The sequence below is a fragment of the Amycolatopsis sp. genome (genome assembly GCF_025464955.1).
Taxonomy (GTDB): Bacteria; Actinomycetota; Actinomycetes; order Mycobacteriales; family Pseudonocardiaceae; genus Amycolatopsis.
The window spans coordinates 1-15,084 of record NZ_JAODNM010000048.1 but is presented as its reverse complement, the minus strand read 5'-3'; the positions used below and the strand labels follow the sequence as shown (position 1 = coordinate 15,084).

The following is a 15,084-nucleotide window of genomic DNA, read 5'->3' as shown; positions in this document are numbered from 1 at the left end:
GACCTTCCTAGGAGACGTTGAGTTATGGCACGCCGCAGCAAGGGCACACAGACCAAGATCGACCCCGGTGCCTTCGACCGCGCCGGCGCGCACGTGTTCGACAACCCGCTGAAGACGGAGATCGAGGACTCGTATCTGGAGTACGCCTACTCGGTCATCCACTCGCGGGCACTCCCGGACGCCCGTGACGGTCTGAAGCCGGTCCATCGCCGAATCCTGTTCTCGATGCACGAACAGGGCTACCGCCCGACCCACGCCTACGTGAAGTCCTCACGTGTCGTCGGTGACTGCATGGGTAAGTACCATCCTCACGGGGATACGGCGATCTACGACGCGATGGTGCGGCTCGCGCAGGACTTCTCGCTGAACGTCCCGTTGGTCGACGGGCACGGTAACTTTGGTAGCCCAGACGATGGACCGGCCGCGAGCCGATACACCGAAGCAAGAATGTCGCCCGAGGCGATGCTGCTGGTGGGCGAGCTCGGCGAGGACACCGTCGACTTCCGGCCCAACTACGACGGTTCACTCGAGGAGCCGTCGGTGCTGCCGGCGGCGTTCCCGAACCTGCTGGTCAACGGCACGTCCGGGATCGCGGTCGGGATGGCGACCAACATGATCCCGCACAACATGAGCGAGGTCATCGCCGCCGCGCGGTGGTTGATCACGCATCCGGCGGCGACGCTCGACAAGCTGATGGAGTTCGTGCCCGGGCCCGATCTGCCGACCGGCGGCAGTCTGCTGGGGCTCGACGAGGTCCGCAAGGCCTACGAGACCGGACGCGGTGTCGTCCGCATGCGGGCGAAGGTCGAGACCGGTCCCCTGGAGGGCAGCCGCGGGCGGCAGGCGATCACGGTCGTCGAGCTGCCCTACGGTATCGGGCCCGAGAAGATCATCGAGAAGATCACCGACGAGGTCAACAAGTCCAAGCGGCTCACCGGCATCGCCGACGTCAAGGACCTGACGGACCGCGAGAACGGCACTCGCCTGGTCATCGAGTGCAAGGTCGGCGTCAACCCGCAGGCGCTGCTGGCCGACCTCTACCGGCTGACCCCGCTCGAGCAGTCGTTCGGTATCAACAACCTCGTCCTCGTCGACGGGCAGCCACAGACGCTGGGGCTCAAGGCGTTGCTGGAGGTCTTCCTCGCTCACCGGTACGAGGTTGTCACCCGCCGCACGAAGTACCGGCGCCGCAAGCGCGAAGAGCGGCTGCACCTGGTCGAGGGCCTGCTCAAGGCCCTGCTCAACATCGACAAGGTCATCAAGGTCATCCGCGAGAGCGACAACGCGCAGGCCGCCAAGGACCGGTTGATGAGCCAGTTCTCGCTCTCGGAGATCCAGGCGACCTACATCCTGGACACTCCGCTGCGGCGCCTCACCAAGTTCGACCGCATCGAGCTCGAAGCCGAGCAGGACAGGCTCCGCGAGGAGATCGCCGAGCTGTCGAAGATCCTCGACGACGACGCTGTGCTCAAGAAGCTGGTCTCCAGTGAACTGGCGAAGATCGCGAAGGACCACCCCACGGAGCGGCGGACCGCGCTGATCGACGGGGACCTCAAGGAGGTGCTCGCGGCGTCGATGCCGTCGGGTCCGCTCGAGGTCACCGACGACCCGTGCCAGGTCATCCTGTCGGCCACGGGCCTGGTCGCGAGGACAGCGGCGGAGTCGGAAGAGGCCTCCGAGGCGCGTCGCCGTAGCGGTCGGACCAGACACGACGTCGTCGCGGCGGTCGTGCACTCGACTGCACGCGGCCAGATCCTGCTGGTGACCAACTTCGGGCGCGCGTTCAAGACCGACGTGCTGCCGTTGCCCGTGCTGCCGGAGCAGGCCGGGACGGTGTCACTGCGCGGCGGGATGGCCACGAGCGAGTTGGTTCCGTTGCAGCCCAAGGAAAAAGTGATCGGGATCGCCCCGCTCGGGGAGCAGAGCACCGGGTCGCCGGGGTTGGCGCTCGGTACGCGCCAAGGGGTTGTCAAGGTCTGTGCGCCGGAATGGCCCGTCCGGTCCGACGAGTTCGAGATCATCGGGCTGAAGGACGGTGACGAGGTCGTCGGCGCCAGCTGGCTCGAGGACGGTACCGAGACGCTGGCGTTCATGACTTCGGAAGCGTCCCTGTTGAGGTTCGCGGCGTCGCTGGTCCGGCCGCAGGGTCTCAAGGGCGGCGGCATGGCCGGGATCAACGTCAACGGTGACGCGGCGGTCGTGTTCTTCGGCGCTGTCCGCGCCGACGACACCGAGCACGGCGAGCCGATGGTCGTCACAGCGACCGGGGCGAGTGTCAAACTGACGCCGTTCAGCGAGTACCCGGCGAAGGGCCGCGCCACCGCTGGCGTGCGTGCGCACCGGTTCCTCAAGGGCGAGACCCGGGTCACCGTGGCCTGGATCGGTCCACGTCCGGCCGGGGCTTCGAGCACCGGTGTGGCCGTGGAACTTCCCGAGCCCGAGCTGCGCCGAGATGGTTCCGGAGCCGCTCACCCGGGTCCGGACGTCGTCGGCCACCTCATCGAGCGCGGTTAGTCCTCGCCGCACCCAACACGCTCGTGAGCGGTTGGGCCGGTTCTAACCGGCCGGAACGCTCACGAGCGTGTGGGTGACGCACTGCCTCAGCCGGTGATTTTGTTGAACGTTTTCGAGTAGGCGTAGCCGACCTTCTTGTCGTAGCTGTCGACCTCCCAGAAGGACAGTTCCTGAACGCCCTTCGACTTGGCGAAGCTCTCCAAACTGGACGCGTTGGCCTGGGTGAAGTTCTCGTTGTCGTCGTTCTTGCCCGCGATCGGGGTGATACCGAGCATGTGCCACTGCTGGGCCGACGTCGTGCCGGAGTAGAGGCTGGCGAGCTGCCCGTGGGTCGCGTTGGCGCCGCTGATCGCGTCGTTGTACGCGTTCTCGCCGTCACCGAAGTCCATGGTCATGATGTTGACGAGGTTGACCTTGACGCCCTTGCTCTTCGCGTCCTTGAGCAGGTTGAGCGCGTTGTTTTCGAGACCGCTCGGGGCGACCGGCAGGGTGTAGTCGACCTGCACCGACGGGTCGGCCTTCTGCAGCGCGGCCAGCGCGGTGTTGCGCCGGGAGATGGACGCCGTGTCGTCGAGCGGTCCGCCTTCGATGTCGAAGTCGAGCCGTTTGACGTTGTAGGTCTTGACGATATTGGCGTAAGCCGCCTGCAGGCTCGACGCCGATGTGCAGGTCTTGGCCAGCTCACCGCCCGCCGCGCCGCCGAAGGAGATGATCACGTCACCGCCGGCCGCCTGGAGCGCGCTGATCTGCGACTTGAACGTGCCGATCGCGTAGTTGCCGTTCTCCCATTGCGCCGTGCAGCCGCTCTTCGGGATCAGGAAGGCCAGCGTGTAGTACTTGGTGCCGCTGGCCTTCATGTCCGCGGCCATGTCGCCGACGTCGCTGGTGGAGATTTCCAGGTAGGGAGCCGCATAGCTGTTGGCATAGCTCGCGGGCGCGGCGTCCGCCACACCCGCGGCACCCACCATGCCGGCGGCGGGCAGCAGGGCGACTCCTGCGGCGATGACTGCTTTGCGAAGAGCACGCGTCATTTTCGGTCCTCCGGTATGGCGACCGCGGCCAACGAGCGAGTAGGGCCCCGTTGCCTAGCCGCATTGTTAGGAAAGTTTCTTTACGTAGAAAAGGACGGTAAGGCCAAGTGGTCTAGACCGTCAAGGGTTAGCGCCGGAAAGTCGAACTTTCCGTGCCGCACCGGCCTCGCTGCGTAGGCCTTCCTGCCTGGCTACCGTTGTCCGAAAAGGGAGTTTCTGTGTCGAAGAGCGGGAACCGACGCGTCAGTGCCGGATCAGTGCCGGATCAGTGCCGGTCGGAGCGAGGCCGCTGCAGCGTGAACGACTCGAACGCACGCAGTGCGCCATCCGGGCCGACGACGTCGTAGTAGGTGACCTTGAGTGACGTCGTCCCGCCGCGTGCGGACCCAGGGTCGACGGTGAAGGCGGCGAAGCCGTAGGAGTGCGCGGCGTCCCGGACGGCCGACCACGGCGCGTCCTCCGTGACGTAGACCGGCGGCCGCTTGCCGGTCGCCGGGTCGGGCTCGCCGACGGCGGTGATCACCCGGCAGCGGGGCGGGTTGAAGAACAGCTGGTTCGACGGCGCCGAGGTGCCGCCGCCGCCCAGTACCATGTGGACAGTGCCCTTGGTCGTGTCGACGACGTCGGTACGCGTTGCCGCCGTCACCGGGGTGAGCGTCGGATTCGTTTCCTGGCCACGGATCGGGTGCGAACGCTCGTAGTGGTGCTCATGCCCGCACACCACGAGGTCGACGCCGTACTTGTCGAACAGCGGCACCCATTCCTGCCGCACGCCGAGGTCCGCGCCGTTGAACTTGTCGGCCGTGCTGATCACGACCTGGTGCATGCAGACGACGACCCAGTCGACGTTCTTGTCCTGCCTGCTCGCCGCGAGTTCGGACTCCAGCCAGGCTTTCTGCGCCCCTTGGGAGTACCCGCGGACGTAGCTGCTGCCGCCGTCCTGGTAGGCGATGTCGTCGTTGGCAAGGCTGATCACGCGCACGGAACCGACGGTGAAGGCATACCAAAGGCCCTTCGTGACGTCCGTCTGACCCGGGGTCGGCGGCACGGAGAAGTAGGTTTGGTAGGCGGCGTAACCGATCGGGCCGTTGCCCAGCTCGTTCTCGTGGTTCCCCGCCGACGGCATCCACGGCCGGTGCCGCGCGCTGCGGCTGTTGTTCTCCCAGAAGTCCGACCAGGTGCGCACGCGGTCGTTGGCGAGGTTGGCGTAGCAGAGGTCGCCGTTGAACAGGTGGAACAGCGGGCGAACCCGTTCCACTCCGGCGGTGACGTCGCCCGCGGCTGGCGAGCCGAGGTTGTCGTTGACATACGGCGGGTTCGGGATGGTCACGCCCGCCGGCGGCACGTACCGCCTTCCCGTGGTCGGGGTACCCTGGTCGCCGAAGCTGGTGAAGGTGAACGCCGCGCGCCCGGCCGGGCCGGTGTGGAACGACCCGTACTCCGGCTCCGCGCCCTGGTGCACGGCCGCGTAGGCGTAGTCGTTGTCCGCGCGGAGGTTGCCCAGCCGCGCGTGGTGGGCGTAGACGACCTGTCCGGACTTGGCGTCGGTGTAGCTGACTGTCGCCGCGGTGACACTGCGTTCGTACCCGCCGTCCGGCCGGCCGAGCAGCACTCGCGCGTTGCGGATTGGCTGCAGCGAATGCCACGAAACGACGACTTCGCGGCTCGCGTCGGCGCCGAACTGCAGGTGCAGACCCGCGACCCGCGGGGTGGTGACCGGGTCGCCGCCGCGGGAGCTGCCGAGCTGTTCGGTCGCCGCGTCCGCGCTGCCGCCTCCGAGGAACGGTCCCGCTGCCAGCGTCGCACCGGCCGCGACGGCGAGGAAGCCGCGCCTGCCCATGCCGGAGCGGAAGAGTTCGCCGTCGTTGCTGCCCTGGTCAGTCATGACGGGCATCGTGCCGGGGTCGCTCGGGTTCCGCTCGCGATTCCGGGGATTGTTCAGCCGACGTTTACTTTGGCCGGCCCACGGGTAACCCAGTGCTGTGACGACCGTCACGCAAGGCTGAGCAGAATGCGAGAGGACGGGACGATGACTCGTTCGGACGTCGGCCGTATCCGGGTGGCGGGACTCCAGCCTGTCCAGGTCCTGGCCGGACTGGCCGGACTGGTGCTACTGGCCGCCGGGATCTTCGGCTATCTCAAGACCGGTTTTGACGGCGATCGGCTCTTCTGGCACGGCTTTTCGATCAACCCCATGCACAACCTCCTGCACGTCGTCGCCGGTGTGCTCGGGTTGCTGGCGGCCACCGGCTCCGGCCGGTCGAGGCTGTTCGGCTGGCTGATGTTCGCCGGTTTCGGGCTGCTGTTCGTGTGGGGCCTGATGCTGAACGGCGCGCTGTCGACCAACGTCGTGTCCGGCTGGGGCAACCCCCTCGAGCTGAACACGGCCGACAACTGGGCGAACCTCGGCGTCGCCGTGGTCGGCCTGATCGTCGCGATGATGCCCGCCCGCAAGCAGATCCGGGTCCCAGAAGCAGAAACAACCGAGCCCGAAACGACCGAAACCGCCGGCACCGTCAATACCAAGGACAGCTACATCAACCCGGCTCTCGCCCGCGGCGAGGCCCCCGACGACCGGATCGACGGCGTCGACCGTATTCCGGACGGTGGCTCAGCCCTCACCGAGGAAGATCGGGTTGGTCATCGCCACCATGGCGTTGGGCAGGGTGGTGTTAACGCCACCTGACGGCCTCCGCACCTCGACGCGCACCCAACGGCTGTAGCGCGGGTAGGTGGTCCATCGGACGGTGCCGGACCCCGTGTCCGGCACCGTTTCGCTGTGCTCCGGCCCGAGCTGGTCGAGGATGGTGACGGTGGTGCCCGGCGCGCCGCTCACGGTGACCTCCACCTCCACTGGCGTGCCCGTGCCGGCCGCGACCCGGCCGCCGATCTGGGTGGTCTTCCCGCCCGTGGCCGCGGTGAACGTGAGCGAGACCGCGGAGGACTCCGCGAACCACGACCGGCCCGCCTTCAGCCCGGCGAGCAGATCGGCTTGGCGCAGGCTGTCCGCCTGGACGACCGTGTGCGGCAGGCCGACGATCTGGTTGGGGTTGTGCGCGTCGGAGTCGCCGATCGCCGGGATCCAGCGCCCGCCGCGCAGCAGGCCGTCCCAGTGGATGACCGAGGCCTCGTCGTCCTGGGTCCACGGGCCGTTCCACACCTCGACGAGGTCGGCGATCTCGTAGGCGAACTCATACGTGCAGCCGAAGCAGTTCGCGAACGGGTGCGCGGCGGTCACCAGCCCGCCGACGCGGTGTACCTGGTCGACGAACCGGCGGAAGTCCGAGGCGTCGGAAGCCCGGTAGCGCCAGTCGATCCACGTGCCCGCGGGCAGCCCGATCGCCGGCCAGTGCCCGGACCGGGTGGTGACCTCTTCGCCGTTCAGGATGAGCAGATCGTCGGTCGCGTGGTCGCCCCACTGCAGCTGCGAGCTCGACGTGTTGTGGTCGGTGGAGACGATGAAGTCCAGGCCGGCCGCGCGGGCGTCGGCGACGAGCTGGTCCGGGGTGCGCCTGCCGTCGGAGTACACCGTGTGCAGATGGCTGTCGCCGCGGTACCAGGATTTCCCGCGCTGCTTGGCGGGCGCGGAGGTCGGCGCCGGGTTCGGCTTGAAGGGCGTGCCCTGCGGTCCAAAGTGGAGGGTGATCTCGACCTGGTAGTTCAGCCCCTGCGGCGCGACCGTGTAGGGCCCGAGGATGACGTGCCAGGTGCCCGGGGTGATCGGCCCGGCGAGGTACCCCGGCGTCGCCTCCGACGCGCTGATCGAGAACCGGTCGCGGAACCCGCCCGACCAGCCGCGAAAGCCGCGCGTGTTGCCGAGCTGATGCCCTTCGGGGCCGAACATCCCGATGTCGCAAGCGTTTCCCCGGGTGCCGCTGGGCACGGTCGGGCGGTCGTAGGAGTACACGACGTCGATCTGGTTGACCCCGCGCGGGATTTCGACCGGCAGGTAGTACCAGTCCGGGATGTCCGGTTGGAACGTTCCCGTCACGGTCTGCGTCCGCAGGGTTTCACCGTCGGCGGGCGCGGCGAACGCGACCCCGGGCAGCAGGCTCAACGCGGCGGCGGCCCCACCTGCCCGGAACAGGGTCCGCCTGGTCAGCTCAGAAGACATGCAAAACACGCTATGTCCGCGGACGGGGAAGTCTCAACCGCCGTCAGGTGAACAATTCACGCCCGTCGGCGCGGCGAAACGGCCGGCATGGTCAAGGTGAGCGCGGTTGTCGTCAACCAGCTCAGCAGATCGGACAAGGGGATCTTCGACAGTTTTTCGGGCCACTGCTCGGCCACTCCGTGCAGGGCCAGTTCGTCACCTCGGGGTTCGACGGTGACCAGCCGGAGCCCCGGCGGAAACTCGGGCAGGTCGAGTTCGATCGGTTTCAGCCGCCGCGGCAGGCGGAACCGACGTCCCGCCACCCGCAGCACGCGAGGCCGCAGCAACACGGCGGATTCCTCCACACTCGGCTCGAGTTCGACAAAACCCCACCGCGGATGCCGTGCCCACCGCACTTCGACCATCCCGCCGTAACCGGGGGAGACCACCACGCCAGGCCGGCTTTCCGCGGCCGTCCTGGTCACCACGTCCGCGGAGACGACGATCTCGATCTCCATCGAAGCCGGTTTCACCGTCGGCGTCGGAAGCGACCGGAACCGGACGTCTTTCGCCAGCAGGACAACGGTTTTGAACGGGGTCTCGGGCCAGGTGACGTCTTCGGCGACAACCCGGACATCCCCGAGCCTGCCGGTCGCCAGTGCGAACGTGTCGGCCTCGTAGTCCAAGCGGGTGAGCGTCAGCTCGACGACGTTGTCGCCCACCGTCGCGGTGACCCGACGCCCCAGCAGGCGTTCACCAGCGAAGCGGAGCACGCCCGCCGGGGTGGTCGGCAGGGTATTGGGGAGCAGGGCCCGGCCCGCGGCCGCGAGGCCGGCGAGCTCGGGCCACGGCACCCAGCCTTCGAACCATTTCGCGTCGCCCACCCGATCAGTGTGACGCATGGGGTGGGCGACCGGGCTGGACGACGGGGGTCAGCGCAGCAATCGCGCGATGAAACCCGTCACCACGAGCCAGAACACGGCGGCCAGCCCGTAGTTGACGAACACCGCCATATCGGCGTTCGAGATGCTGAACAGGCCAGGGAAGAATAACGCGAGCGGCTCCGCCAGCGACTTCACAAAGTGGAAGAAACCGTTGCCCTGGTTGGCTCCCAGCAGGATCATCAGGATGTAGACGACTTCGATCACCGCGAACAACGCACCGATCCCGGTGACCACTCGGACAGCAGTGCCACGACCACTGGTGGTTCGTAATCTCGTCATACGAGGGAAATGCCCGCGCCGGTGTGGTCTGAAACACGATCGGGTGAGGTTGCGGCATCTGGCCTACCGGTGTTCCACCAGGTCCATGGTCACGCTGGAGACAGGCGCCTGCTGAGCGGGGACTGTCTGAGCGGGGAGCTCCTCGGCGAGGATCGCGTCGACCCGCTGCGCGGCGGCCTGGAGTGCCCGGAGCGCGAGGCCGCCCGCGGTCAAGGCGAGCAGCCCGATGGCCAGGCAGAGGGTGAATACCGTCATGGCGACACTTCCCGTTTGCGTTGGGTAGTCATTCTATAACGCAGCGTCAGTGGGCGCGCGAACTTTCACCCGGCGGGGTGGCCCGACGTAGGCTGCTTGCGTGAGCCTGCCGATCCTTCTGACCGTCGACGACGACCCCGCCGTTTCCCGCTCGGTCGCCCGGGACCTGCGCCGCCGCTATGGCAAGGACTACCGGGTCATCAGGGCCGACTCCGGCGCCGACGCCCTCGATGCCCTGCGCGAGATCAAGCTGCGCGGCGACGCCGTCGCGGCGATCCTCGCCGACTACCGCATGCCGCAGATGGACGGGATCGCGTTCCTGGAGCAGGCGATGGACCTGTTCCCGCACGCGCGCCGTGCCCTGCTGACGGCCTACGCCGACACCGATGCCGCGATCCAGGCGATCAACGTGGTCGACGTCGACCACTACCTGCTCAAGCCGTGGGACCCGCCGGAGGAGAAGCTCTACCCGGTCGTCGACGCGCTGGTCGAGACGTGGCGCGCCACCGGGGACCGGCCGGTCGAGGAGACCAAGGTCATCGGGCACCGCTGGTCTTCGCCGTCCTACAAAGTCCGCGACTTCCTGGCGCGCAACTCGGTGCCGTACCGCTGGTACTCGGTCGACGACCCGGAGGCCTGCCGCCTGCTCGAAGCGGCCGGCGCGGTCGCGGCCGACATCCCGGTGCTCATCACCCCCGAGGGCACCGTGCTCAAGAGCCCCGGTGGGCAGGAGATCGCCGACGCCGTGGGCCTGTCCACGCAACCCACCGAGGCGTTCTACGACCTGATCGTCGTCGGCGGCGGCCCCGCGGGGCTCGGCGCGGCGGTCTACGGCGCGTCGGAAGGCCTGCGGACCGTGCTGGTCGAGCGCAAGGCCACCGGCGGCCAGGCCGGGCAGAGCTCGCGCATCGAGAACTACCTCGGCTTCCCCGACGGCGTGTCCGGTTCGCAGCTGACAGACCGCGCCCGGCGCCAGGCGCAGAAGTTCGGCGCCGAAGTGCTCACCGCGCGTGACGTCGTCTCGCTCGAAGCCCGCGGTTCGGCCCGGGTGATCAAGTTCGGGGACGGTTCGGAGATCGGGGCGCATTCCATCGTCCTGGCCACCGGCGTTGCCTACCGCGAGCTGGAAGCCGAGGGCGTCGCCGAACTGACCGGGCGAGGGGTGTTCTACGGCTCGGCGTCGACCGAGGCGCCGGAATGCGCGGGCGACCACGTCTACGTCGTCGGCGGCGCCAACTCGGCGGGCCAGGCGGCGGTGTTCTTTTCCCGCTATGCCAAGGAAGTCACCATCCTGGTCCGCGGGACTTCGCTGCAGGCGTCGATGTCGCACTACCTGATCGAGCAGCTCGACGCGATCGAGAACGTGCGTGTCCGCGCCCGGACCGAGGTCGTGCGCGCGCACGGCGACGAACACCTGGAGCAGCTGACCTTGCGCGACCGGGACACCGGCGCCGAGGAGACGGTCGCGACCGGGCACATGTTCGTGTTCATCGGCGCGGCCCCCCGCACCGAATGGCTCGACGAAAGCCTTTTCCGCGACAGCCACGGCTTTGTCTGCACCGGGCCGGACCTGCTCGCCGAGGGCGGTAAGCGGCCGCCGGGCTGGTTGCCCGACCGCGATCCGCACTATCTGGAGTCGTCGATCCCCGGGGTCTTCGTCGCCGGGGACGTCCGCGCGCAGTCGGTCAAGCGGGTCGCGTCGGCCGTCGGCGAAGGCGCCATGGCCGTCACCCTGGTGCACCGGTACTTGGAGGAGCATTGAACACGCCCGCGTTTTCCCTCGAAGAGCTGCGGGGACTCTTCCTGTTCGAGCGCCTGAGCGCCGAGCAACTGGACTGGATCCGTGAGCACGCCGTGCTCGAGGAATACTCCGGCGGCACCACGATCTTCCGCGAAGGCGAGCCGGCGACCTGCTTCTACCTGCTGCTGACCGGCACGCTGCGGATGACCCGCAACGTCGGCGGCAACGAGGTCGAGACGAATCGCAGCGACCAGCGCGGCGCCTACTGCGGAGCCACGCAGTTCTTCGTCGGCAAGCAGGGGGAGCAGTCGTACTCCGCGTCCGTGCACGCCGTCAGCGACCTGTCGTTCCTGACTTTGCCCGCCGAGGAGTTCGCGACCCGGTTCCGTGACTGGTTTCCGATGGCCACGCACCTGCTTGAGGGTATGTACCTGGGCTGGCGCAACAACGACGCCGTTGTCGGTTCGCGACGACGTCTGCTCGCGCTGGGGGAGCTCTCCGCGGGGCTCACCCATGAGCTCAACAACCCCGCCGCCGCTGCCGTCCGCGCGACGTCGGCGCTGCGCGAGCGGGTCGCCGGGATGCGGCACAAGCTGGCTCTGCTCGCGAAGAAGGACATCGACCCCGACCTGCTGGAACAGCTTCTCGACGTCCAGGAGCGGCTGGTCAAGCTCGTCTCGTCGGCGCCGAAGCTGTCCGCGATGCGGCAGTCGGACCTCGAGGACGAGGTCAGCGATTGGCTCGACGACCACGGCATCGACCAGGGCTGGGATCTCCCGGCGATCTTCGTGGCCGCCGGGCTGACCGCGGAGAGCCTGGAGCACGTGCTCGAATCGGTCGGCGACGCGTTCCTCGACGCCGCCGTCCGATGGCTGGCGTACGCGCTCGAAACCGAGATGCTGATGGGGGAGATCGAGGACTCGACCACCCGCATCTCCGCGCTCGTCGGCGCGGCGAAGCAGTACTCGCAGATGGATCGCGCGCCGCACCAGTGGATCGACGTGCACGAGGGCATCGACTCGACGCTCGTGATGCTCAACGGCAAGATCCCGCCCGGCGTCAAGGTGGTCAAGGACTACGACCGCTCGCTGCCGACCCTGCCCGCGTATGCCGGTGAGCTCAACCAGGTGTGGACGAACCTGATCGACAACGCGCTCGGCGCGATGGGCGAGACAGGCACCCTGACGCTGCGCACGGGCCTGGTCAACGACCAGGTGCGCGTCGAAGTGGGGGACACCGGTACCGGCATCACCGACGAGGTCCGGCAGCGGATCTTCGAACCGTTCTTCACCACCAAAGCGGTCGGCGAAGGCACCGGGCTGGGCCTGGACATCTCGTGGCGGATCGTCGTCGATCGTCACCACGGCGATCTACGGGTGGAATCCGAGCCGGGCGACACCCGGTTCACCGTGCTCCTGCCGACCACGGAACAGCCCGACTGAGCCGAGCCGACGTAGACTGAGCGCATGGTTGCGGAGCTGGGCCTGCGCGACACCAACGGCATCCTGAGGCAGCCGTGGGTGCGCTCGACGCGGTCCAGCACCGGGCTCGGCTGGGAGCGGCTGTATGTCTCCGCGCAGTCTGAGCGGCCGTACGGCGCCACGTTCGACGCCGCGAACACGCACCTGCTGATCCTGCATCTCAACGGTCCGGTGCGGGTCGTCCGCGGCGAGGGCAGGCTCGCCCGCTCGCGCCGGATCCCCGCCGGCGGGCTGTTCCTGCACCCCGCCGGCCACGACCTGACCGTCGAACTCGGCGGCCCGCTGGACACCATCCACACCTACGTGGCCGACTCACTGCTGCAGGAAGCCGCCGGCGAGGGCCGCGCGATCGAGCTGCTCGAGGAGCTCGGCGGCGCAGATCCGCTGATCGAACAGCTGGTGCTCGGGCTCGATGGCACCATGCGCCAGTGGGAGCCGTCCGCGCGCACCTACCTCGACCACCTCGGCACGCTGCTCGCGGCACATCTCGCCCGGCGGCACAGCACGTTCGCCATGCCCCGTCAGGAGGTCCCCGGCCTGTCCGCGCGTCAGCTGGACGCCGTCCGCGACCTGATGGACGCTTGCCTCGCCGAGCCGCTGCCGCTCGCCGACCTGGCCGGGGTGGTGGGGCTGAGCGTCAGCCAGTTCACCCGCCAGTTCAAGGTGAGCACCGGGGAAAGCCCGCACCGGTTCCTGATGAAACTGCGCCTCGACCAGGCGTCCCGCCTCTTGCGGACGGGCACGCTGCCGATCGCGGAGATCGCTGTGCGTTGCGGGTTCTCGCACCAGGAGCACCTGACCCGGGCCATGCGCACCAGGCTGGACACCACCCCGGGAGCCGTGCGCCGCGCCGGTTGATTTGACCTGGAGCGCACTCCAGCTCGTAGCGTGGAGTCATGACAACGCCTCAGCACAAGATCGGCTCGGGCTTCGGAGCCCACAGCACCGCCAGTGAAGTCCTGGCCGGGATCGATCTCTCCGGGAAGCTCGCGATCGTCACCGGCGGCTACTCGGGCCTCGGTCTCGAAACGACCCGGGCCCTCGCTGCGGCCGGTGCCCACGTCGTTGTCCCGGCTCGTCGCCCGGACACCGCCCGCGAAGCGCTCGCGGGCATCGACGGTGTCGCAGGCGTCGAGGTCGACACGCTTGACCTGGCGGATCTCGAAAGCGTCCGTGAGTTCGCCGAGCGCTTCCTCTCCACCGGTCGCACGATCCACCTGGTGATCGACAACGCGGCCGTGATGGCCTGTCCCGAGACCCGGGTCGGCCCCGGCTGGGAAGCACAGTTCGCGACCAACCACCTCGGCCACTTCGCGCTCATCAACCGGCTCTGGCCGGCCATCGCCGACGGCGGCGCCCGCGTGGTCGCCGTTTCGTCCGCCGCCCACCGCCGCTCCGGCATCCGCTGGGACGACGTCCAGTTCGAACACGGTTACGACAAGTGGCAGGCCTACGGGCAGGCGAAGTCCGCGAACGCGCTGTTCGCCGTGCAGTTCGACAAACTGGGCCGGGAGTCCGGGGTGCGCGCGTTCTCCCTGAACCCCGGCGGCATCCTGACCCCGCTGCAGCGGCACCTCCCGAAGCAGGAGATGGTGGACCTCGGCTGGCTCGACGAGGAAGGCAACCTCATCAGCAACGCCTTCAAGACCCCCGAGCAGGGGGCCGCGACCCAGGTCTGGGCCGCGACCTCTCCTCAGCTCGACGGGATGGGCGGCGTCTACTGCGAGGACTGCGACATCGCGGAACCCCTCGCGTCAGCCGATGCCACCACCCCCAGCGGTGTCCGCGACCACGCCATCGACCCCGAACAGGCCGCCCGGTTGTGGGCTCTCTCGGCCGACCTGACCGGAGTCAACGCCTTCGCGTTGCTAGAAAGCCCAAGCTAAAAAGCCCAAGCTAAAAAGCACTGCGATCGGCGCTTCGCGGGTCTTCAACGAAGTGGGATCCCGTCACGCGGTGGTGCCACCGGTGCCGATGTGGCCACTTGAGGCTGCTGGGGCTCGCCGCGCCCGCTGCCATGCGTATCGTCCCCGGATTCAGTACCGCTGAGGACCTTCGCAACTCGACGGCGAGTTGCGGTCGTTGCGGAGATCAACTACCGCAAGTCGACGGCGAGTTGCGGTTGGGGGAGTGCGCTTAGGGCTGTGGTGTTGTGGTGCGCCGAGCTTGCCGAGCTTCCGTTTACTGAAGCAAGGACCGGGGCGGCGAGGGACTGCGGTGCGGATCCGAGCGCCACGTCCGTCACGCGGTGGTACCACCGGTGCCGGCGTGATCACTGAGGCTGCTGGGGCTTGCCGCGCCCGCTGCCATTCGTACCAGGGGGTCCCCCGATTCAGTAGTGCTGCGGCGCTTTCGCAAGTCGACGGCGAGTTGCTGTTGTGCCCGGAATGCAGTCAGGGCTCGTCAGTGTCGCGGCCGGATGATCCGGTCGCGACACTCACGAGCCCTGGCATGGGTTGTCCTTGTTACCCGTGCATGGTGTTTCGCCTGGGGTTTCGAAGCGGATCGAGATAGTCGGGTGGGATGAAGTCCGGTCTCCCGTCACCACCCATCCGCACTTCCCAACCACCACAATGAATTAATCGGTGGTGGCGTCCGCATAGTAGGGTGAGGTTTTCGTAGTTTGTTTTGCCACCGTCTGCCCAGAAAACAATGTGGTGACCCTCAGTGTGTTTGGCGTGCTTGTTGCAACCGGGAAAAGCGCAGCCGCGGTCTCGCATCACGAGACGGCAGCGTTGCCCGGGGG

At 68.0% G+C, this 15,084-nt stretch carries 13 protein-coding genes; 6 read left to right on the top strand and 7 right to left on the bottom strand.

All coding sequences use genetic code 11. The features are described from left to right. Positions 1-24: 24 nt before the first annotated feature. Positions 25-2,514, top strand: a complete 2,490-nt coding sequence (locus JWQ81_RS10435) for a DNA topoisomerase IV subunit A (RefSeq protein WP_297540064.1) — start codon at positions 25-27, stop codon at positions 2,512-2,514. 86 nt (positions 2,515-2,600) lie between these two features. Here the strand turns inward: JWQ81_RS10435 and JWQ81_RS10430 are convergent, their stop codons facing one another. Further along, a complete protein-coding gene (locus JWQ81_RS10430) occupies positions 2,601-3,545 on the bottom strand; it encodes a chitinase (RefSeq protein WP_297540062.1) in 945 nt (314 codons plus the stop codon). 265 nt (positions 3,546-3,810) lie between these two features. Next, positions 3,811-5,430 (bottom strand): metallophosphoesterase family protein, encoded by a 1,620-nt coding sequence (locus JWQ81_RS10425; RefSeq protein ID WP_297540060.1) that lies wholly within the window; start codon positions 5,428-5,430, stop codon positions 3,811-3,813. Between the two features lie 144 nt (positions 5,431-5,574). Here JWQ81_RS10425 and JWQ81_RS10420 point away from each other — a divergent pair, with 144 nt between their 5' ends. Beyond that, positions 5,575-6,231, top strand: a complete 657-nt coding sequence (locus tag JWQ81_RS10420; protein WP_297540058.1) for a DUF4383 domain-containing protein — start codon at positions 5,575-5,577, stop codon at positions 6,229-6,231. On the opposite strand, the gene JWQ81_RS10415 is transcribed toward JWQ81_RS10420, so the two are convergent. The 4 genes from JWQ81_RS10415 to JWQ81_RS10400 all read right to left on the bottom strand — a co-directional run bounded on the left by JWQ81_RS10415 (position 6,157) and on the right by JWQ81_RS10400 (position 9,116). After that, the gene (locus JWQ81_RS10415) at positions 6,157-7,659 is read right to left on the bottom strand and encodes a CehA/McbA family metallohydrolase (protein ID WP_297540056.1); all 1,503 of its coding nucleotides are present in this window, start codon (positions 7,657-7,659) and stop codon (positions 6,157-6,159) included. The genes JWQ81_RS10420 and JWQ81_RS10415 overlap by 75 nt on opposite strands. A gap of 56 nt (positions 7,660-7,715) precedes the next feature. Next, positions 7,716-8,522: a hypothetical protein gene (locus JWQ81_RS10410; protein ID WP_297540054.1), complete on the bottom strand. Its 807-nt coding sequence runs from the start codon at positions 8,520-8,522 to the stop codon at positions 7,716-7,718. Positions 8,523-8,570: 48 nt separating this feature from the next. After that, entirely contained in the window at positions 8,571-8,861 is a 291-nt protein-coding gene (locus tag JWQ81_RS10405; protein WP_297540053.1) for a hypothetical protein, read from the bottom strand. Positions 8,862-8,924: 63 nt separating this feature from the next. Beyond that, complete coding sequence (locus JWQ81_RS10400; RefSeq protein WP_297540050.1) at positions 8,925-9,116, bottom strand: hypothetical protein; 192 nt, start codon at positions 9,114-9,116, stop codon at positions 8,925-8,927. A gap of 100 nt (positions 9,117-9,216) precedes the next feature. Here JWQ81_RS10400 and JWQ81_RS10395 point away from each other — a divergent pair, with 100 nt between their 5' ends. Genes JWQ81_RS10395 through JWQ81_RS10380 form a run of 4 tightly spaced genes read left to right on the top strand, consistent with a single transcriptional unit; the run spans position 9,217 to position 14,224 of the window. Continuing rightward, positions 9,217-10,878, top strand: coding sequence for a response regulator (locus JWQ81_RS10395; protein ID WP_297540048.1), 1,662 nt, complete (start codon positions 9,217-9,219; stop codon positions 10,876-10,878). After that, entirely contained in the window at positions 10,875-12,299 is a 1,425-nt protein-coding gene (locus JWQ81_RS10390; protein ID WP_297540046.1) for an ATP-binding protein, read from the top strand. The genes JWQ81_RS10395 and JWQ81_RS10390 overlap by 4 nt, the downstream gene beginning before the upstream one ends. A gap of 24 nt (positions 12,300-12,323) precedes the next feature. Further along, positions 12,324-13,196, top strand: a complete 873-nt coding sequence (locus tag JWQ81_RS10385) for an AraC family transcriptional regulator (protein WP_297540044.1) — start codon at positions 12,324-12,326, stop codon at positions 13,194-13,196. A 38-nt stretch (positions 13,197-13,234) separates the two neighbouring features. Then, a complete protein-coding gene (locus JWQ81_RS10380; protein WP_297540042.1) occupies positions 13,235-14,224 on the top strand; it encodes an SDR family NAD(P)-dependent oxidoreductase in 990 nt (329 codons plus the stop codon). Positions 14,225-14,803: 579 nt separating this feature from the next. Here the strand turns inward: JWQ81_RS10380 and JWQ81_RS10375 are convergent. Beyond that, on the bottom strand, positions 14,804-15,084 hold a 281-nt coding region (locus tag JWQ81_RS10375), incomplete at its 5' end, for an HNH endonuclease signature motif containing protein (RefSeq protein WP_297540040.1).